Below are 20,141 nucleotides of genomic sequence, written 5' to 3' on the forward strand. Positions count from 1 at the left end.
TCCGAATCGTGGGAGCCTTAAACGGCGCCCAGTCTTTGGCACTCTCGTGCCCGTGGAGGAGCCGTCCACAGCATCAATAGCGGGAGCTTGAAGACACTGAGGTTTTAGCTTTCGGGGATCTGCTGACCTCGGTAAATTTTACGCCGGAGGCAAAACTTTCCCTCCGGGCCGCGCCTTGCGCGGCGGCGACCGAATGATCCGACGCGTCAATGACTTTGCAACATCCACCATGCATTCCGCCGGAAATCACCAGCTACTGTGCATGGGGTTGTTTTCGCAGTTTTTGTTTTGAGGCGAAAAAGACCTCAGCGCGAACCTATCGGTTCCCACCGAACAGCCGGTCCATCAGCCAGCCATCCAGCCCGGCGGCAGCTTCCGGCCGCGCATTGGCGCGGGTGGGAGGCGGCGCGCGATAGCCACCATTGTTGGCCGGAGCCGACGGTGGCGCCGTTGTCGGCGGTGACACTTGCGAGGCCGCCTGCGCGAGGTTCGACAGGCCCCAGCTCGCTTGCGCGTTCGGCAAGGCGGCCACCGGCACGCCCTCGTGCGCCGTGCGCATGAAGCGCGACCAGACTTCGACGGGCAGGCCGCCGCCGGTCGCCTTTTTGGTCGGCGAGTTGTCGTCATTGCCGAGCCAGACGCCGGTGACGAGGTTGGCGGTGTAGCCGATGAACCAGGCGTCACGGTAATCCTGGCTGGTGCCGGTCTTGCCGGCGGCCGGCCAGCCCGGGATCTCCGCCTTCTTGGCGGTGCCTGATATCAGCGTCTCCCGCATCATCGTGTTCATCATGCCGACATAGCGGGGGTCGATGACCTGGTTGCGCTCGTCCGCCTGGCGCATGTAGAGCAGCTTGCCACCGAGCGTCCTGATCCGCGTGACGACATGCGGCGCCGCCGCGACGCCGCCATTGGCGAAGGGTGCATAGGCACCGACCAGCTCGACGACCGAGACTTCCGATGTGCCGAGCGCGATCGACGCGTTGGGTTCGAGTTTGGAGGAGATGCCAAGTCGGTGCGCGGTGCGCACCACGTTCTTCGGCCCGACCTCGAGGCCGAGGCGGATGGCGACGGTGTTGAGCGACATCGCCAGCGCCTGCGTCAGCGTCACCGCGCCGAAATATTCATGGGTGTAGTTCTCGGGCTTCCAGCCCTTGACCTCGATCGGCGCGTCCTGGCGGAGCGTGTCGGGCGTCAGCCCCTGCTCCAGCGCGGTCAGGTAGACGAACGGCTTGAACGAGGAGCCGGGCTGGCGTCTTGCCGTCACCGCGCGGTTGTATTGGCTGTCGGCATAGTTCCGCCCGCCGACCATGGCGCGCACCGCGCCGTCAGGCGTCATCGCCACCAGCGCGCCCTGGCTGACGTTGAATTTCACGCTCTTGGCCGCGAGCTCGTCGATGATGGCGGCTTCGGCGACGCTCTGCAGCTTCGGATCGATCGTGGTCTCGACCTTGATGCTCTCGTCGATCTGGCCGACGAGATCGTCCAGCACCTCGCCGATCCAGTCGGCGACGTAATTGACCGTGCCGGCGCCGGCCGGCTTCACGTTGTAGGAGGGATGGCCGATCGAGGCCTGCGCCTGCGCCTCGGTGATGAATTTCGCATCCGCCATCGCCGCGAGCACGATTTTCGCGCGCGCTTCGGCGCCTTCCGGATTGCGGTTCGGGGCGAGGCGCGACGGCGACTTGACGAGGCCGGCCAGCATCGCGGCCTCGGCGATCGTCACGTTCTTCGCCGGCTTGCCGAAATATTTCTGCGCGGCGGCTTCGACGCCGTAGGCACCGGAGCCGAAATAGACGCGGTTGAGGTAGAGCTCCAGAATCTCGTTCTTGGAGTGCTTGCGCTCCAGCCAGATCGCGAGCTCGGCCTCCTGAAGCTTGCGCGCCATGGTCCGTTCCTGGGTCAGGAACAGGTTCTTGGCGAGCTGCTGCGTCAGGGTCGAGCCGCCCTGCGAGACGCCACGATGGAGCACGTTGGTCACGAGTGCGCGCAGGATGCCGACCGGATCGATGCCGAAATGCGAATAGAAGCGGCGATCCTCGATAGCGATGAACGCCTTCGGCAGATACGGCGGCAAATCTTTCAGCGCGACGTTGGCGCCGGCCATCTCGCCGCGCTGTGCCAGCATGCTGCCGTCGATGCCGACGATCTGGATCGTCGGCGGGCGCTTGGGAATTTCCAGCGACTGGATCGGCGGCAGGTGGGCGCCGACATAGATCACGACGCCGATCACGGCGATTGCGCACCACAGGCCCAGCACCGCGCCCCAATAGACCAGGCGACCGAGGCTAAAGCCGCCGCGCGGCTTCGACCGCCGCTTGGCGCCGCTGCGGCCTGGCTGAGCCTTCCGTTCGCGCGGCGGCTCGTCGCCCGAATCGTCGTTCTTGCGCTTGGCGGATGGCTTCGTGGACTTTTTCGGCTTGTCGTCGGCGTTGGGGATGCGGTCCGCTGCGGTCAGGCGCAGATCGGCGAGCGCCGCGGGCAAGCCGAACAACGGCTCCTTCCGCCCAGCCTTTTTCTTTCCCAACCCCATACGCAAACGCCCGGTCAGCCCGCCCCGCCGCACGCTAGCGGTCGCTGTTTAAGGCCCGGTTACCCGGATGTTAACGCGCGATTAGGAGGTGCGGCATTCGCCAGCCGCAGTTCTGCTTGCCGGGCCGCAGGGCTAGGATCGCCGCCATAACACAAGAGGGAAGCCACATGGGCCACATCGACCCGACCAAGGAGATCTTCGCGCAATTCCGGGACAACGACCGTCCCGGCCCGATCCACATGCTCAACCTGGTGCGGCTGCGCAAGGACGCCGCCTATCCGGACGGTCGCAAGGCGAGCGGCGCGGAAGCCTATGCGGCCTATGGCCGCGAGAGCGGCCCGGTGTTCGAACGGCTCGGCGGCCGCATCGTCTGGCAGGGCAGGTTCGAGCTGATGCTGATCGGTCCGCAAGACGAACGCTGGGACCATTGCTTCATCGCCGAATATCCGGGCGTCTCAGCCTTCGTCGAGATGATCCGCGATCCGGTCTATCGCGAGGCGGTGAAGCACCGGCAGGCCGCCGTGGAGGATTCCCGGCTGATCCGCCACGCCGTGCTGCCGGTGGGGAAGAATTTCGGGGAGATACCGACTTGAATGCCGTGGGGCGATTCTCCCTCCATCGTCATGGCCGGGCCTGACCCGGCCATCCACGCCTTCGTCTGCCGCTCCAAGAACGTGGATGCCCGGGCCTTCGCCCCGCCGAAGCGGCTTCGGCCGCGCAGGCGGGACAAGCCCGGGCATGACGTCGTTGAAGCCGTTGCTGTGGCGAACTAGCCCGACGGGCCGTTGTCCTCGATGATCGGGCCGAACAGCTCCCAGCGTTCGCCGTTGAACCTCATCATCTGCATCTGCTTGTTGACGCGATAGTCATTCGGCCCGGTGCTGATCTTGATGCCGGGCAGCGCTAGGCTCGGGGTATAGCCCTTGATGCTGGCGACCTGCTTCATGACGTTCTCGCGCGTCAGGTCGTCGCCGCATTGCTTGAGCACCTGCGTCAGCAGCTCGGCGACCGAATAGGCGTAGGTGTTGACGGTGTTGAGCTTGTCGCCTTCGGGAAAATACTTGTCCATGAAGGCGAAGAAGGCTTTCACGCCAGCGTCGTCCTTCCATTGGGGATCGCCGGGGTCCTTGCCGTAATTGGTCGAGATGATGCCCTTGGAGATGTCGAGGCCGGCCGGTTTCAGTGTCGCCGACACCGGGCTCGCATTGATGTCGAGGATATGCACTGGGGTCCAGCCGAGATCGGCGAGCTTCTTGATCGCCTGGGCCGCGAATTTCGGGGTCGAGGCGTTATAGAACAGATCGACTCCCATCGACTTCAGCTTGACCACCTGGGAGTCAACGGTCGGATCGGTGACCTCGTAGGAGACCTCGCCGACGATCATGCTGGCGGCCTTGTCGCCGAGGCCGCTCTTGAGGCCCGTGAGATAGTCGCGGCCCATGTCGTCGTTCTGGTAGAGCACGCCGATCTTGGCGTTGGGGTGGTTGGCGAGAATGTACTTGGCGTAGATCCGTCCCTCGGACACGTAGTTGGGATTGTAGGCGATGGTCCAGGGATAGTTCTGCGGATCGTTGAAGCGCGCCGCGCCGGTCGAGGCCAGCAGCTGCGGCACCTTCTTGCCGTTGAGATATTTTTGCACGGCGGCATTGGCCGCGGTGCCGATGAGCTGGAAGGTGAACAGCACCTCGTCGCCTTCGACGAGCTTGCGCACCTGCTCGACGGTCTTCGGCGGCGAATAGGCGTCGTCATACTGGATCAAATTGATCTTGCGGCCGTTGATGCCGCCCTGATCGTTGATCATCTTGAAATAGGCCGCCTGGGTCTTGCCGATATTGGCGTAGACGGAATAGGCGCCGGAGAACGGCACGGTTTGGCCGATCTTAATCTCGGTGTCGCTCGCACCAGTGTCGTATTTCTTCTGGGCGAGAGCCTGGCTGGCGGAGAACGTGAAGGCGAGTGCTGCCGTGGCAGCTAGGAAGGCTCTGCGATTGCTCATGTGGGGTTGTTCCTCCTGACGGAATTTCCGTCGATGGTCTTTTTCCGTTGATTGCAACGGTCGCCATCGCTGCCGAAGATTGTGGAGGAACGTTCGCCGCCGCGCAAGGATCGCGGCGCTGCGTTGTAGCGTCTCAGGCAAAGAACTAGGCGAGGAACAGCACGACCAGCGCGATCGCCGCCGGCAGCGCCTGCACGATCAGGATCCGCGAGCTGACGGTCGCCGCACCATAGGCGCCGGCCACGATCACGCAGAGCAGGAAGAATGCCTTGATCTGGAACGCGAAGGCGGGATTGCCGTGGACGAGACCCCAGATCAGGCCCACGGCGAGGAAGCCGTTATAAAGCCCCTGATTGGCGGCCAGGACTTTCGTGATCTCGGCCTTCTCCGGCGTATTGCGAAAGACCTTCAAGCCCAGTGGCTTGTCCCAGAGGAACATCTCCAGGATCAGGAAGAAGGCGTGCAGTGCAGCGACCAGCGCCACCAGGACATTGCCGATCAGGATCAAGTTGAGCTCCCCCAAAAGCGTCAGCTTTCGGGTGGACGTTAGCACGGCCGCCATGGCAAACGCGATGGCGTGTTCCCATGCAAGGGTGCCGCAATGCCCGCTCGACCAACCAGGACGCCCGAACGATTCGGTCTCGATCGCCTGACGACGCCGATCGGGATCGCCTTGCTCGTCACCGATGCCGAAGGCGCGTTGCGCGCGCTTGACTGGGACGATTACGAGCATCGCATGCGCGAGCTGTTGCGCCTGCATTACGGCGTGGTGGATCTCAGCGATCAGCCTGCGCCGACGCAGATGCGGACGGCGCTGTCAGGCTATTTCGAAGGCGATCTCGGCCAGCTCTCGGCTATCGCCTGGCGCACCGCCGGCACGCCGTTCCAGCAAAAGGTCTGGACGGCGCTCGCGAAGATTCCTGCCGGCACCACCATGAGCTATGGCGCGCTTGCCGCGGGGATCGCCATGCCCAAGGCCATTCGCGCGGTCGGCCATGCCAACGGCTCCAATCCGATCAGCGTGGTGCTGCCCTGTCATCGCCTGATCGGCGCCGACGGCTCGCTGGTGAAATACGGCGGCGGCCTCGAGCGCAAGCGCTGGCTGCTGCGGCATGAGGGGGTGGAGGTTTAGGTCTCTGCGGTCACGCCGCCGGTGCCGCAACCGCCTTGTCGCCGGCCATCACATGGGTGAGCGCGCTCTTGATCGCGGACTGGCGCGTCGGCGCGTTGATCTGTGCGCCCAGCAGATCGGTGACGTAGAACACGTCGCGGGCGCGCTCGCCGAAGGTCGCGACATGGGCCGAGGCGATGTTGAGGTTGAGCTTCGAGATCGCGGTGGTCAGCTCGTAGAGCAGGCCGGGGCGGTCGAGCCCGGAGACCTCGATCACGGTGTAGCGGTCGGACCATTGGTTGTTGATGGTCACTTCCGGCTCGATCACAAACGGACGCGCCTTGCTGCGCACGGTGCGCCGCGCCACCACTTCGGGCAGGCGCAGCTTGCCCTCGAGCACGTCCTCGATCATCTCGCCGATGCGGGTGGCGCGCCGTCCCTCGTCCTCGTCGCGGTCGTATTCCCTTGAGATCGAGATTGTGTCGAGTGCGCGGCCGTCGGTCGTGGTGTAGATCTGGGCATCGACGATGTTGGCGCCGGCCGATGCACAGGCGCCCGCGATGATCGACAGCAGCCAGGGATGGTCGGCGGCGAAGATCGTGAGCTCGGTGACGCCGCGCACCTCGTCGAAGCCGACATTGATCGCAAGCTTGTGGCCGGCCTGCTCGCTGGAGCGGACGAACCGGGCGTGGCGGATCTTGCGCGGCAGCTCGACCTTGAGCCAATAGGCCGGATAGTGCCGGCCGATATAGGCATCGAGCTCGTCCGCCGGCCATTCGGCGAAGGCCATGCGGAATTCGCCGTAGGCAGCCGTGAGGCGCTTGCCGCGGTCGACTTCCGAGAAGCCGCCGGTCAGTACCGGCTCGGTCTCGTAATAGAGCGAGCGCAAGAGCTGCGCCTTCCAGCCGTTCCACACGCCGGGGCCGACGCCGCGAATGTCGGCGGTGGTCAGGATCGTCAGCAATTTCATCTGCTCGACCGACTGCACCACGGCGGCGAAATTCTCGATGGTCTTGCGGTCGGACAGATCGCGCGACTGCGCGACCGTAGACATCGTCAGATGCTCCTCGATCAGCCACGCCACGAGCTCGGTGTCGGCCGCGCTGAAGCCGAGCCGCGGGCACAGCCGCCGTGCCACCTTGGCCCCGGCGATCGAGTGATCCTCGGGTCTTCCCTTGGCGATGTCGTGCAGCAGCGTCACGATGTAGATCACCGGGCGGTGCTCGGGCCGGATCTTGCGCATCAGGTCGCTGGCCAGCGCGAACTCGTCGAGGCCGCCGCGCTCGATGTCCTGCAGGAAGCCGACGCAGCGGATCAGATGCTCGTCCACCGTGTAGTGATGATACATGTTGAACTGCATCATCGAGACGATCTTGCCGAAGGCGCGGATGAAATGGCCGAGCACGCCGGTCTCGTTCATCCGACGCAGCACGATCTCGGCGTTGTCGGAGGTCAGGATCTCCATGAACAGCCGGTTGGCCTCGGGGTTCTCCCGAAGCTGCGCGTTGATCAGGCCGAGTGAGCGCGTCACGTCGCGCATCGCGTCCGGATGGAAGGCGAGATTGTTCTTCTGCGCCAGGCGGAAGATGCGGATCAGATTGACCGGATCGTGCTTGAACACGTCGGGCGCGGCGACGTTGATGCGGTTGTTGTCGACGATGAAGTCGTCGCTGTCGGGCACGCGCCGCTTCACCGGCGTGGGACGCAGCCGCGCCATCATCCGGCTCAGCACCGGCGCGGGCTTGGCCTGCTGGTCTTCGAGCTTGGCGCAGAGGATGGCGGTGAGGTTGCCGACTTCTTTGGCGACCAGGAAGTAGTGCTTCATGAAGCGCTCGACGTCCTGCATGCCGGGATGCGAGGTGTAGCCGAGCCGGATCGCGATCTCGCGCTGGAGGTCGAATGACAGCCGCTCCTCGGGCCGGCCGGAGTAGAAATGCAGATTGCAGCGCACCGACCAGAGGAAGTCGGCGCAGCGGCGGAAGGTGCGGTACTCCTGCGCGTCGAATACGCCGCGCTCGACCAACTCGTCGGTGTCGCGGACGCGGTAGACGTATTTGGCGATCCAGAACAGCGTATGCAGGTCGCGCAAGGCCCCCTTGCCGTCCTTGACGTTGGGCTCGACCAGATAGCGCGATTGGCCGCCGCGCCGATGACGTTCCTCGCGCTCGGCCAGCTTTGCGGTGACGAATTCGGATGCGGTGCCTTGCACCACTTCCTTGTCGAAACGTTCGACCAACTCGTCATAGAGCGGTTGGTCGCCGGTGAGGAAGCGCGTCTCCAAAATCGCCGTGCGGATCGTCATGTCGCCGCGCGCCTGCCGGATCGATTCATCCACCGACCGCGTGGCGTGACCGACCTTAAGCCCCATGTCCCAGAGGCAATAGAGGATGGCTTCGGCAACCTGCTCGCCCCAAGCGGTCTGCTTGTAGGGCAGGATGAACAGCAGGTCGATGTCGGACTCGGGGGCCATCAGGCCGCGGCCATAGCCGCCGGTCGCGACCACCGCCATCCGTTCGGCCCCCGTCGGGATCGGCGAGCGGTAGAGGTGACGGGTCGCGGCCGAATACAGGATGCGGATGATCTCGTCCTGCACATGGCACAGCCGTTCGGCGCAGCGGCGCCCGTGACGATCCTTCAGCAGGATCGCCTGTGCGGCAGCGCGCGCCGCGATCAGCTCGGCTTTCAGCAACTGCGCCATGGCCGTGCGGAACGCGTCCTCGCGGCCCTCATGCTTTTCGGCGAGCGCATCGACCGCGGCGGTGATCCGCGCGCTGTCGAAGCGATCGTCCACCTCCGCCTTGTGCTCAGTCGCGACGCTGTCCATGTCTCACCGGATATAAGAGGTGACAGGCGCTGTCACCCGCCATTCTCTGGCAATAGCCGTTCCATGCTGGAAAAGGCGAGGCTCAGGCAAAATTGTTCTCAGGCGGCGGGCTTTCAAGGGCTGGATTTTCTCGTTGACCTCTAGATGTAACTCATTGAAAAACAATGAAGTTCTAGAGGAGGCTGGGCATGATGACACGACGCATTCTGTTGGCGGGAGCGGTTGCGCTCGCAATGACACCTGCGGCAAAGGCAGCGGATCCGCTCAAGGAAATCCGCATCGACTGGGCGACCTACAATCCGGTGTCGATGGTCCTGAAGCAGAGGGGGCTGCTGGAGAAGGAGTTCGCCAAGGACGGCATCACCGTCACCTGGGTGCAGTCGGCCGGCTCCAACAAGGCGCTCGAATTCCTCAACGCCGGCTCGATCGATTTCGGCTCGACCGCGGGATCGGCGGCGCTGGTCGCCCGCATCAACGGCAACCCAATCAAGTCGATCTATGTCTATTCGCGCCCTGAATGGACGGCGCTGGTGACGGGCAAGGATTCCAAGATCGCCGGCGTTGCCGACCTCAAGGGCAAGCGCGTCGCGGTGACGCGCGGCACCGATCCGCACATCTTCCTGGTGCGCGCGCTGCTCGGCGCCGGCCTGACGGAGAAGGACATCACGCCGGTGCTGCTCCAGCACGCCGACGGCAAGACCGCGCTGATCCGCGGCGACGTCGACGCCTGGGCCGGTCTCGATCCGATGATGGCGCAAGCCGAGGTCGAGGAAGGCGCAAAACTGTTCTATCGCAAGGCCGACGCCAACACCTGGGGCATCCTCAATGTGCGCGAGCAGTTCTTGAAGGACTATCCGGACGCGGCCCGCCGCGTGCTGGCGGTCTACGAGGAGGCGCGAAAGTATTCGCTGGCGAACTACGACGAGCTGAAGAAGACCTTCATCGCCGTGACCAAGCTGCCGGATGCCGTCGTCGACAAGCAGCTCAAGGAGCGTACCGAGCTCACCCACAGCCGGATCGGCGCGCCCCAGCGCGAGTCGATCCTCGCTGCGGGTCTCGCCCTGCAGCAGGCCGGCGTGGTCGACGCCAAGGTCGACGTGAAGGCGACGCTGGATGTCCTGATCGACGACCAGGTGCCATTGCCGACGAACTAGAGATTGGCAAGCGCGCGCTGACAAACTCCGCCGTCGTCCCGGGGCGCGAAGCGAACCCGGGACCCATAACCACGGGGCGTGGTTGTTGCCCGACAATGGTCACTCCGAGTCCCCGTACCACGACTCCCTGTGCCGTGGGCCCGGATCGGCGCTCCGCTCACTTGTCCGGGACGACAGCGGAGGGCGCGGCAAGAGTAGTGTTGCATTCCCTAACCAGAGGCGCTTCCTACCGGCCATGATCTCCGACGCGCCAGTCCTGCAACAAACCTCGGAACCCGTCGAAGGCGCCGCAGCGCCGACGCGGCTTGCGCGTTACGCGCGGCCGCTGCTGGGACTGCTGCTGCCGTTGATCCTCGCGTTCGGCTGGGAACTCCTGGTCTGGCTTGGCTATTCCAATGGCCGGCTGGTGCCGCCGCCCTCGCGCGTGCTTGCCACCATCACCGAACTCGCCCGCTCCGGCGAACTGATCCGCCATATCGCCGCGACGCTGTGGCGTGTCGGTCTCGGCTTCGCTTTCGGCGTGGTCGCGGGTACGCTGCTCGGTGCCATCTCCGGTTATTGGTCGCTGGCGCGCCGGCTGCTCGACCCGACCGTGCAGGCGCTGCGCGCGATCCCCTCGCTCGCCTGGGTACCGCTGTTCATCCTCTGGCTCGGTATTTTCGAGACCTCGAAGATCGCGCTGATCGCGGCCGGTGTGTTCTTCCCGGTCTATCTCGGCGTGATGGGCGCGATCCTCTCGGTCGATCGCAAGATCGTCGAGGTCGGCCGCACCTTCCGTCTCTCCGGGTTCGCCATGATCCGCCGCATCCTGCTGCCCGCGGTGCTGCCGGCCTATGTCGTGTCCTTGCGCGTCGGCCTCGGTCTCGGCTGGATGTTTGTGGTCGCGGCCGAGCTGATCGGCGCCTCGGAAGGCCTCGGCTATCTCCTGCTCGACGGCCAGCAGCTCGGCAAGCCCGCGCAGATCCTCGCCGCGATCGTGATTTTCGCCGTCCTCGGCAAGCTCACCGACTGGCTGATCGAGATCGCAGCCGCGCCGTTCCTGCGCTGGCAAGACGCCTTCGGCCGCGCGAGGGGAACGTAACGCGATGCTCGCGCTCGACCGGGTCAGCAAGACCTATCCCAACGGCGTGCAGGCATTGGCGCGCTTCTCCGCCGAGATCAGGCAGGGCGAGATCGTCGCCATCATCGGCGGCTCCGGCTGCGGCAAATCAACATTGCTGCGCGCCATCGCCGGCCTCGATCGCGCCAGCGCCGGCACGGTGACGCTCGACGGCGAGGCGATCGCTTCGCCGCATGCCAAGATCGGCATCATCTTCCAGGAGCCGCGGCTGCTGCCCTGGCTCAGCGTGGCCGAGAACATCGGCTTCGGCCTTTCCGATCTGCCTGCGGCCGAGCGGCGCGAGCAGGTGGCGCGTGCGCTCGAGCGCGTTGGGCTCGCGGAGAAGGCGCAGGCCTGGCCGCGCGAGCTCTCCGGCGGGCAGGCGCAGCGCGTCGCCATCGCCCGCGCGCTGGTGCCGCAGCCCGAGGTGCTCTTGCTCGACGAGCCGTTCTCAGCGCTCGATGCCTTCACCCGCCGCGACCTCCAGGATCATCTGCTCGACCTCTGGGCCGACACGCGGCCGACCTTGATCCTCGTCACGCACGACGTCGACGAGGCCGTGGTGCTGGCCGACCGCGTGCTGGTGATGCGGCCGCGGCCGGGCCGCCTGTTCGATCAGATCGGGGTCAACCTCGGCCGACCGCGCGACCGCAATTCGCCGCTGTTCGAGAATTTCAAGCGAAGTGTGCTGACGTCACTCGACCGCTCGCTCGACCGTAGCGTGCCTGACCGTGACGCAACCCAGGGTCCCGGTCAGGCCATGTGGTGGTGACATTCTCCCTCTGAGCCGGTACATCGGGAAGCGATTTTTCCGGGAGAGAACAAGATGGACGCCGCCCAATTGCGCCAGATGCAGGCTCCGATCAAGGAGCGCTACAAGACCGATCCCAAGACCGCAATGATCACGCTGAAGGCCAAGGGCTCTACCGACAGCGAAGGCATCGCTTGCAAGGTCGAGACCGGCCGCGCTATCGCGATGGCCGGTTTGCATCCCGCCACCGGCGGCTCCGGCCTCGAGCTCTGCTCCGGTGACATGCTGCTGGAGGCGCTGGTCGCCTGCGCTGGCGTCACGCTGAAATCGGTCGCGACAGCGATCGAGATCCCGCTGAAAACCGGCAACGTCTATGCCGAAGGCGATCTCGACTTCCGTGGCACGCTCGGCGTCGACAAGGAGACCCCGGTCGGCTTCGCCGAGATACGCCTGCGCTTTGAGGTCGACACGCCGGCGCCGCAGGACAAGCTCGATCTCCTGCTCAAGCTCACCGAGCGCTATTGCGTGGTCTATCAGACCATCAAGAACGGCCCGAAGATTTCGGTGTTGATGCAGCGGATGTGACTGTCCACCTCTCCCATCGGGAGAGGTCGCGCCGAAGGCGCGGGTGAGGGGCTCTGCTCTTTCGTGGGACCTGAAGCCCTCACCCTATTTGCTGCGCAAATCGAACCTCTCCCTCCGGGAGAGGTGAACGAGCCCGCGGAAAATTCCTCAACAATAAGATCCCGCGTGAGATGTCCCTCGACTTCCACTTCATCCTCTTCCTCCTCCTGCGCATGGCGATCGCGGCAGCTTTCGTCGTGACGGCGTCGATCATCACCGAGCGCTCGGGACCGGTGATCGGCGCGCTGATCGCGACGCTGCCGGTCTCGGCCGGTCCGTCCTACGTGTTCCTCGCGCTCGACCATGACGCCGCTTTCATTGCGCAGGGGGCGCTGGCGAGCCTGCCGGTCAATGCGGCGACGATCTTCATGTGCCTCACCTATGTCGTGCTGGCGCAGCGGCACGGTCTTCTGCTGAGTTGCGGAAGCGCGGTCGCGGTCTGGATCGTGTTCGCATCGATCATCAAGCAGTTCGACTGGTCGCTCAGCGCCGGACTTGCGGTCAACTTGATCGCGTTCGGCATCTGCATTCCGCTGCTCGCGGGCTATCGCCATGTGAAGATGCCGCTGGTGACGCGCCGCTGGTATGACGTCCCGATGCGGGCTGCGCTGGTTGCCACCCTCGTCGCCATCGTGGTCTCGACATCGGGCTGGGTCGGCCCGCGGATCAGCGGCATCATTGCGCTGTATCCCGTGGTGTTCTCCAGCATCATGCTGATCCTGCATCCGCGCATCGGCGGGCCTCCGACCGCCGCCGTGCTCGCCAACTCCGCCTGGGGTCTGCTCGGATTCGGCATGGCGATTGCCGTCATGCACGTTGCCGTTGTTCAGTTCGGTTCCGCCATTGGTTTGTGTCTTGCACTCGGCACCTGCGTAAGCTGGAACCTGACGCTGTGGGGCATTGGCCGGCGCGCGATGCATAAGACGCAGCGAACGCCGTGAGACTACGGACATCCACCGCTGCCGAATTTCGACGCTACCATTAGAACTTTATTCGATCTTTTCCCTTACGAATTGTATTGCGTACCCGTCTCGGCTTCCGTCCGTGCGTCATGAAGACGGATTGGCGATTTGATCGCCCCGGACCCGCGGGATTGTGAATTGGAATACGGCGACTTTGCCGCGCGGTTGCATCCCCTGGTCTAGATGGGCGTGTCCCATCGACGTTATTTCGAGATGGAGATCCTTTATGTTTGGTCGTAGTTCCCGCAGTGATGCGGACGCACAGCTCGCCGCCCTCGGCCGGTCGCAGGCCATGATCGAGTTCGCCATGGACGGCACAATCCTGACCGCCAACCAGAATTTCCTCAAGGCCCTCGGCTATTCTCTCGACGAGATCAAGGGAAAGAAGCACGCCATGTTCATGCCGGCCGATCAGCGCGACAGCGCCGAGTACAAGGCGTTCTGGGCGCAGCTCAACCGCGGCGAATTCCAGGCGGCCGAATTCAAGCGGATCGCAAAGGGCGGCCGCGAGGTCTGGATCGAGGCGTCGTATAATCCGGTGCTCGACGGTGCCGGCAAGCCCGTCAAGGTCGTCAAGATTGCGACCGACATCACCGCGAAGAAAATCCGCACCATGACGGAAACCTCCAAGGTGTCCGCCATCAGCCGTGCCCAGGCCGTGATCGAGTTCAAGCTCGACGGCACCGTCGTCACCGCGAACGAGAATTTCTGTAAGGCGCTCGGTTACTCGCTTGCCGAAATCGAGGGCAAGCACCACGGCCTGTTCGTGGCCCAGGCCGAGCGTGACGGTGCCGCCTATCGCGAGTTCTGGGCCAAGCTCAATCGGGGCGAATACCAGGCCGGCGAATACAAGCGCCTCGGCAAGGGCGGCAGAGAGGTGTGGATTCTCGCCTCCTACAATCCACTGCTTGACCAGAACGGCAAGCCGTTCGGTGTCGCCAAGTTCGCGACCGACATCACCGCTGAGAAGCTGAAGAACGCAGATCTCGCCGGCCAGATCGCGGCGATCGACAAGGCCCAGGCCGTCATCGAGTTCAATATGGACGGCACGATCATCACCGCGAACGCGAATTTCCTCGGCACGCTCGGCTATGCGCTGGACGAGATCAAGGGCAAGCATCACAGCATGTTCGTCGAATCTGCCGAGCGCGATGGCGCCGCCTATCGCGAGTTCTGGGCCGCGCTCAATCGTGGCCAGTACCAGGCGGCCGAATACAAGCGCATCGGCAAGGGCGGCAAGGAAGTCTACATCCAGGCCTCCTACAACCCGATCATGGATCTCAATGGCAAGCCGTACAAGGTGGTGAAGTACGCCACAGACGTCACGAACCAGGCGCTGGTCCGTATGGGCAACGAGCGCGTTCGCGGCATGATGGAATCGGTTGCAGCGGGCTCGGAGGAGCTCAACGCCTCGGTGCGGGAGATTTCCGAGGCGATGACCAAATCGCGTGAGACCGCGATGAGCGCGGTGGATCAGGTCGCCGCCGCCGACGCCCAGGCGCAGCGTCTCACCGAGGCCGCGCAGGCGATGAGCGGCATCGTCGAGATGATCAACAGCATCACCGGCCAGATCAACCTGCTGGCGCTCAACGCCACCATCGAATCCGCCCGCGCGGGCGAGGCCGGCCGCGGCTTCGCGGTGGTCGCCTCCGAAGTGAAGAGCCTTGCCAACCAGGCCAAGCAGGCCACCGACAAGATCGGCCAGGAGATCGGCAGCCTCAACGGTATCTCCGGCGACGTCGTCAGCGCGCTCGGCTCGATCAAGCAGGCGATCACCAGTGTCAGCGAATATGTGACGTCGACCGCCGCAGCCGTCGAGGAACAGAGCACGGTCACGAACGAGATGTCGAACAGCATGCAGCGCGCGGCGGCGGAAGCGGCAGCGATCGCGAGCAGGGCGTAGGTTGGAATTGTAGAACGGTAGGGTGGGCAAAGGCGCGCGTACTTCGCGCGCCGTGCCCACCATATTTCCAAAAATTCGCGTTGGTGGGCACGCTTCGCTTTGCCCACCCTACCGCACCGTCACTGCTTCGGCAGCTGCGCCTTCAACGCATAGAGCGCATCGAGCGCCTCGCGCGGGGACATCTCGTCGGGGTGCAGCGCCTTCACCGCCTCCACCAACAGCTCCGCTTCGCTCGGCGGCGCGGCTTCCGCCGCGGCCCGCGAAGGTACGGCGAACAACGGCAGATCGTCAGCCAACGCCCGCGCGGTCTGGCCGCGGTCCTGGGCTTCCAGCTTCGCCAGCACGGATTTCGCCCGCGTGATCACGGCCGGCGGAAGACCTGCGAGCTTCGCCACCTGGATGCCGTAGGAGCGGTCGGCCGAGCCCGGCAGCACCTCGTGCAGAAACACCACATTGCCCTGCCACTCCTTGACGCGCACCGTGGCGTTGAACATGCGCGGCAGTTTTGCCGAAAGCGCGGTCAGTTCGTGATAATGCGTGGCGAACAGCGTGCGGCAGCGGTTGCTCTCGTGCAGATGCTCGATCGCGGCCCAGGCGATCGAGAGGCCGTCGAAGGTCGCGGTGCCGCGGCCGATCTCGTCGAGGATGACCAGCGCGCGCTCGCCGGCCTGGTTCAGGATCGCCGCGGTCTCGACCATCTCGACCATGAAAGTGGAGCGGCCGCGGGCGAGATCGTCGGCGGCGCCGACGCGCGAGAACAGGCGGTCGATGACGCCGATCCGCGCGCGCGTGGCCGGCACGAAACTTCCGATCTGCGCCAGGAGGGCAATCAGCGCGTTCTGGCGCAGGAAGGTCGATTTGCCGGCCATGTTGGGACCGGTCAGCAGCCAGAGCTGGCCGGACTTTTGGCCGGGCGCCGGCGAGAGGTCGCAGGCATTGGCGATGAACGGCTCGCCATTGCGCTTGAGCGCCTGTTCGACCACGGGATGGCGGCCGGCCTCGATGGCGAAGCCGAGGGATTCATCCACCTCCGGCCGCACATAATTGTCATCGACCGCGAGCTTGGCCAGCGAGGTCGCAACGTCGAGCAATGCAAAGGCATGGGCGGCGGCGCGCAGGTCGTCGCTGACCACGAGCGCCTTCGCGGACAGCCGCTCGAAAATCTCGAGCTCGAGCCCGAGCGCGCGGTCGCCGGCATTGGCGATCTTGGCCTCGATCTCCCCGAGTTCGGAGGTGCTGAAGCGCACCTGGCCCGCCAACGTCTGGCGGTGGATGAAGGTCGTGTTCAAGGGCGGCGACATCAGCTTGTCGCCGTGCTGCGCGGTCACCTCGACGAAATATCCGAGCACGTTATTGTGCCGGATCTTGAGACCTTTGACGCCCGTGTTGTCGGCGTAGCGCGCCTGCATCGAGGCGACAACGAGACGTGAGGCATCACGCAGACTTCGCGTTTCGTCCAGCACAGGCTCGTAGCCCTGGCGAACGAAACCGCCGTCGCGCTTGATCAGCGGCAGTTGTTCGTCGAGGGCAGAGGCGAATTCGACCGCGAGCTCGCGCGACGGACGTTGCAGGGCAGCCATCACCGCGGCGATCTCCTGCGGCGGCTGGTCGATCTCGCCAAGCCGCGCCAGCACCTGGTCGGCGGCGAGGATGCCGTCACGCAGGCCGGCGAGATCGCGCGGGCCGCCGCGGCCGACCGAAAGACGGGCCAGCGCCCGCGACATGTCGGGCGCGCCGCGCAAAATGCTGCGGATATCCTCGCGCGTGGCGGAATCGGCGACGAAGCTGCTGACCGCGTCGAGCCGCCGCGCGATTGCGGAGGCATCCGTCAGCGGCGCGGCGAGCCGTTGCGCCAGCAGGCGCGAGCCGGCCGAGGTCACCGTGCAGTCGATCGCGTCGAGCAGCGAGCCGCGGCGCTCGCCTGCGAGCGTTCGCGTCAGCTCGAGATTGGCGCGCGTGGCGGGATCGATCGCCATCGTCGCCCCCGAGGCCTCGCGCGCGGGCGGCGACAGCGGCGGATGCTTGCCGACCTGGGTGCGGTCGACATAGGTGACGGCAGCAGCCGCAGCCGTGGCCTCCAGCCGCGTCAGTTGCGCCAGCCCGTCCATGGTCGCGACGGCAAAATAATCGCACAGACGCTTCTCGGCGGTGGCGCCGTCGAAGACGTCGCGGGTCAGCGGCGTCACCGCCGGCAACTCGCGCAGGGTCTGGCCGAGATCGCTGTCGTTATAGAGAGCGTCGGTGACGATCGCCTCGTTCGGATTGATACGCGCCAGCGTCGCGGCGAGCTCGCCGCCCGAACACTCCATCACGGTGAATTCGGCGGTCGAGATGTCGATCCAGGCGAGACCGAAGCGGTCGCCGCCGGCGGAGGAGCGGGCGCGCGCGATCGCCAGCAGATAATTGTTGGCGCGTGCGTCGAGCAGCGTGTCCTCGGTCAGCGTGCCCGGGGTGACCAGCCGCACCACGCCCCGGCGCACCACGCTCTTGTTACCGCGCGCTTTCGCAGCAGCGGGATCTTCGGTCTGCTCGCACACCGCGACCCGGTGGCCGGCGGTGATCAGGCGGTGCAGGTAATCCTCGGAGCGTTCGACCGGCACGCCGCACATCGGAATGTCTGCGCCCTGGTGCTTGCCGCGCTTGGTCAGGACGATGCCGAGTGTCTTCGAGGCGATCTCAGCGTCCTCGAAGAACAATTCGTAGAAATCGCCCATCCGGTAGAACAGCAGCAGGCCCTGATGCGCCGCCTTGATTTCGAGGTATTGTTCCATCATCGGCGTGACGCGCGCGGCGGCTTCCGCCGGCGCGGCAGGCGCTTCGTCGGAGGGCGGCACAGGGATCGGCTGTTGCATTGTCATGGGCGGCGCAACCTACAAAATTTCGTCCCGTGCTCCTATCAGTTTGGCCGGGGAGGGGAGGTTTTCCACGTTGTCCGCAGTGCGGGATGCGTTGCGGACGGCAGGCCCTGCGAATCGCACGCGAAACCGTCAATTGACCTGCCGCGCGCGCCCTCCTAAAACTCCGCCGACATTGAAGAATTTTGGCCGAACCGCGGCATTCAGGGAGAACAACGATGCGTGACGTCTTTATCTGCGATGCCGTGCGGACCCCGATCGGCCGCTTCGGCGGCTCGCTCGCCAAGGTGCGCGCCGACGACCTCGCCGCAGCACCGATCAAGGCGCTGATGGCCAAGCACCCCAATCTCGACTGGGCGCAGGTGGACGAAGTGTTCTTCGGCTGCGCCAACCAGGCCGGCGAGGACAACCGCAACGTCGCGCGCATGGCGCTGCTGCTGGCGGGGCTCCCGGATTCGGTTCCCGGCCAGACCCTGAACCGGCTCTGCGCCTCCGGCCTCGACGCTGTCGGTGCTGCGGGGCGCGCCATCCGCTCCGGCGAGATCGAGCTCGCGATCGCCGGCGGCGTCGAATCCATGACCCGCGCCCCCTTCGTGATGGGCAAGGCGCAGGAAGCCTTCTCCCGCTCCGCGGAGATTTTCGACACCACCATCGGCTGGCGCTTCATCAATCCACTGCTGAAGGCGCAGTATGGCGTCGACGCCATGCCGGAGACCGGCGAGAACGTTGCCGAGGAATTCCAGGTCTCGCGCGCCGACCAGGACGCCTTCGCGATTCGTTCGCAGCAGCGCGCGGGTGCGGCGATCGCGGCTGGTTACTTCGCCGAAGAGATCATCCCGATCACCATTCCCGGCGGCAAGGCCGGCCCGGTTACGATCGACAAGGACGAGCATCCGCGCCCCGAGACCACGCTGGAGGGCCTTGCCAAGCTGAAGCCGATCGTGCGCAATCCCGGCACGGTGACGGCCGGCAACGCCTCCGGCGTCAATGACGGCGCCGCCGCGATGATCCTGGCCTCCGAGGCTGCCGTGAAGAAGCATGGTCTGACGCCGCGTGCGCGCATCCTCGGTCTCGCCTCTGCCGGCGTGCCGCCGCGCATCATGGGCATCGGCCCGGTGCCGGCGACCCGCAAGCTGATGGAGCGGCTCGGCAAGAAGATCGGCGATTTCGACCTGATCGAGCTCAACGAGGCCTTCGCCTCGCAGGGCATCGCCTGCATGCGCCAGCTCGGCGTTGCCGACGATGCCGACTTCGTCAATCCACACGGCGGCGCGATCGCGCTCGGCCATCCCCTCGGCATGAGTGGTGCGCGCCTCGTGCTCACCGCCGTGCACGGCATGGAACAGCGCGGCGGCAAGCTCGCCCTCGCCACCATGTGCGTCGGCGTCGGTCAGGGCGTTGCGGTTGCGATCGAGAAGCTGAACTGACGGGACGCTTAGCGTCCCGTCATCCCGGAGCCGCCCGCAGGGCGGAATCCGGGATCTCGAGTTTCCGGGTTCAGCCTTCGGCTGCCCCGGAATGACAGGCATGGAGGGCCGCCAAAACCGCTTCCCCAAATTAGTTATATTCTATAATGATCCGGGGAAGTGTTGACCGGCCGGACCAAAATGGCCGGGGAGGAGTTCGCCAATGACATTCATCTATCCTGTCGACAGCAACAAGGCGCATCCGCTGCCGCTGTCGCCCGAATACAAGAGCTCGATCAAGCGCGCGCCGAACAAACCGTTGATCCCGATGCGCCACACGCTGTCGGAGCTGACCGGCCCGGTCTACGGTCACGAGACCGTGCGCGAAGGCGACAACGACCTCACGCGCCAGCACGCGAGCGAGCCGATCGGCGAGCGCATCATCGTCCATGGCCATGTGCGTGACGAAGACGGCCGCGGCGTACCGAATTCGCTGGTCGAGATCTGGCAGGCCAATTCCTGCGGCCGCTACGTCCATGTCCGCGACCAGCATCCGGCGCCGCTTGATCCGAACTTTACGGGCGCGGGCCGCACCGTCAGCGATGCCGCGGGCTACTACCGCTTCGTGACCATCAAGCCCGGCGCCTATCCCTGGGGCAATCATCACAATGCCTGGCGTCCGGCGCACATCCATCTGTCGGTGTTCGGCCATTCCTTCGTCACGCGGCTCGTGACGCAAATGTATTTCCCAAACGACCCGCTGTTCCCGTTCGACCCGATCTTCAACTCGGTGCCGGACGAAAAGGCCCGCGCGCGGATGGTCTCGTCATTCGACCTCGAAAATACTCAGCCCGAATGGGCGCTGTGCTACCGCTTTGACATCGTGCTGCGCGGCAAGAACGCCACGCCAACGGAGAACCACTAAG

General features: G+C 65.1%; 15 protein-coding genes. 10 read left to right on the forward strand and 5 right to left on the reverse strand.

The window, feature by feature from the left end:
- Window positions 1–316: 316 nt before the first annotated feature.
- Window positions 317–2,530, reverse strand: a complete 2,214-nt coding sequence (locus tag QSV46_RS18950) for a penicillin-binding protein 1A (protein ID WP_314954453.1) — start codon at window positions 2,528–2,530, stop codon at window positions 317–319.
- A 167-nt stretch (window positions 2,531–2,697) separates the two neighbouring features.
- Between QSV46_RS18950 and QSV46_RS18955 the strand changes: the two genes are divergently transcribed.
- The gene (locus QSV46_RS18955) at window positions 2,698–3,123 is read left to right on the forward strand and encodes a DUF1330 domain-containing protein (protein WP_314954456.1); all 426 of its coding nucleotides are present in this window, start codon (window positions 2,698–2,700) and stop codon (window positions 3,121–3,123) included.
- A gap of 176 nt (window positions 3,124–3,299) precedes the next feature.
- On the opposite strand, the gene QSV46_RS18960 is transcribed toward QSV46_RS18955, so the two are convergent.
- Both QSV46_RS18960 and QSV46_RS18965 read right to left on the reverse strand, forming a co-directional pair.
- On the reverse strand, window positions 3,300–4,526 hold the full coding sequence (locus QSV46_RS18960; protein WP_314954459.1) for an ABC transporter substrate-binding protein: 1,227 nt from the start codon (window positions 4,524–4,526) through the stop codon (window positions 3,300–3,302).
- A gap of 145 nt (window positions 4,527–4,671) precedes the next feature.
- The gene (locus QSV46_RS18965) at window positions 4,672–5,088 is read right to left on the reverse strand and encodes a DUF1304 domain-containing protein (RefSeq protein WP_314954462.1); all 417 of its coding nucleotides are present in this window, start codon (window positions 5,086–5,088) and stop codon (window positions 4,672–4,674) included.
- 39 nt (window positions 5,089–5,127) lie between these two features.
- On the opposite strand from QSV46_RS18965, the gene QSV46_RS18970 reads away from it, so the two are divergent.
- Window positions 5,128–5,658 (forward strand): methylated-DNA--[protein]-cysteine S-methyltransferase, encoded by a 531-nt coding sequence (locus tag QSV46_RS18970; RefSeq protein WP_314954464.1) that lies wholly within the window; start codon window positions 5,128–5,130, stop codon window positions 5,656–5,658.
- A gap of 10 nt (window positions 5,659–5,668) precedes the next feature.
- Here the strand turns inward: QSV46_RS18970 and QSV46_RS18975 are convergent, their stop codons facing one another.
- Window positions 5,669–8,461, reverse strand: coding sequence for a [protein-PII] uridylyltransferase (locus tag QSV46_RS18975; RefSeq protein ID WP_314954467.1), 2,793 nt, complete (start codon window positions 8,459–8,461; stop codon window positions 5,669–5,671).
- A gap of 188 nt (window positions 8,462–8,649) precedes the next feature.
- On the opposite strand from QSV46_RS18975, the gene QSV46_RS18980 reads away from it, so the two are divergent.
- The 6 genes from QSV46_RS18980 to QSV46_RS19005 all read left to right on the forward strand — a co-directional run bounded on the left by QSV46_RS18980 (window position 8,650) and on the right by QSV46_RS19005 (window position 14,954).
- Window positions 8,650–9,615, forward strand: a complete 966-nt coding sequence (locus tag QSV46_RS18980) for an aliphatic sulfonate ABC transporter substrate-binding protein (RefSeq protein WP_409997180.1) — start codon at window positions 8,650–8,652, stop codon at window positions 9,613–9,615.
- A gap of 235 nt (window positions 9,616–9,850) precedes the next feature.
- Window positions 9,851–10,696, forward strand: a complete 846-nt coding sequence (locus QSV46_RS18985; RefSeq protein WP_314954470.1) for an ABC transporter permease — start codon at window positions 9,851–9,853, stop codon at window positions 10,694–10,696.
- 4 nt (window positions 10,697–10,700) lie between these two features.
- Entirely contained in the window at window positions 10,701–11,486 is a 786-nt protein-coding gene (locus tag QSV46_RS18990; protein WP_314954473.1) for an ABC transporter ATP-binding protein, read from the forward strand.
- A gap of 54 nt (window positions 11,487–11,540) precedes the next feature.
- Entirely contained in the window at window positions 11,541–12,050 is a 510-nt protein-coding gene (locus QSV46_RS18995; RefSeq protein WP_314954476.1) for an OsmC family protein, read from the forward strand.
- Window positions 12,051–12,220: 170 nt separating this feature from the next.
- Window positions 12,221–13,030, forward strand: coding sequence for a hypothetical protein (locus tag QSV46_RS19000; protein WP_314954478.1), 810 nt, complete (start codon window positions 12,221–12,223; stop codon window positions 13,028–13,030).
- 247 nt (window positions 13,031–13,277) lie between these two features.
- Window positions 13,278–14,954, forward strand: coding sequence for a PAS domain-containing methyl-accepting chemotaxis protein (locus QSV46_RS19005; protein WP_314954481.1), 1,677 nt, complete (start codon window positions 13,278–13,280; stop codon window positions 14,952–14,954).
- A 119-nt stretch (window positions 14,955–15,073) separates the two neighbouring features.
- On the opposite strand, the gene mutS is transcribed toward QSV46_RS19005, so the two are convergent.
- Window positions 15,074–17,812 (reverse strand): DNA mismatch repair protein MutS, encoded by a 2,739-nt coding sequence (mutS, locus tag QSV46_RS19010; protein WP_314954484.1) that lies wholly within the window; start codon window positions 17,810–17,812, stop codon window positions 15,074–15,076.
- A gap of 215 nt (window positions 17,813–18,027) precedes the next feature.
- Here mutS and pcaF point away from each other — a divergent pair, with 215 nt between their 5' ends.
- A complete protein-coding gene (pcaF, locus tag QSV46_RS19015) occupies window positions 18,028–19,236 on the forward strand; it encodes a 3-oxoadipyl-CoA thiolase (protein WP_314954486.1) in 1,209 nt (402 codons plus the stop codon).
- A gap of 202 nt (window positions 19,237–19,438) precedes the next feature.
- Window positions 19,439–20,140, forward strand: a complete 702-nt coding sequence (gene pcaH / locus QSV46_RS19020) for a protocatechuate 3,4-dioxygenase subunit beta (RefSeq protein WP_314954489.1) — start codon at window positions 19,439–19,441, stop codon at window positions 20,138–20,140.
- The last annotated feature ends 1 nt before the right edge of the window (window position 20,141 follow it).

It is taken from the genome of Bradyrhizobium cosmicum (assembly GCF_032290525.1).
Lineage (GTDB): Bacteria > Pseudomonadota > Alphaproteobacteria > Rhizobiales > Xanthobacteraceae > Bradyrhizobium > Bradyrhizobium cosmicum_A.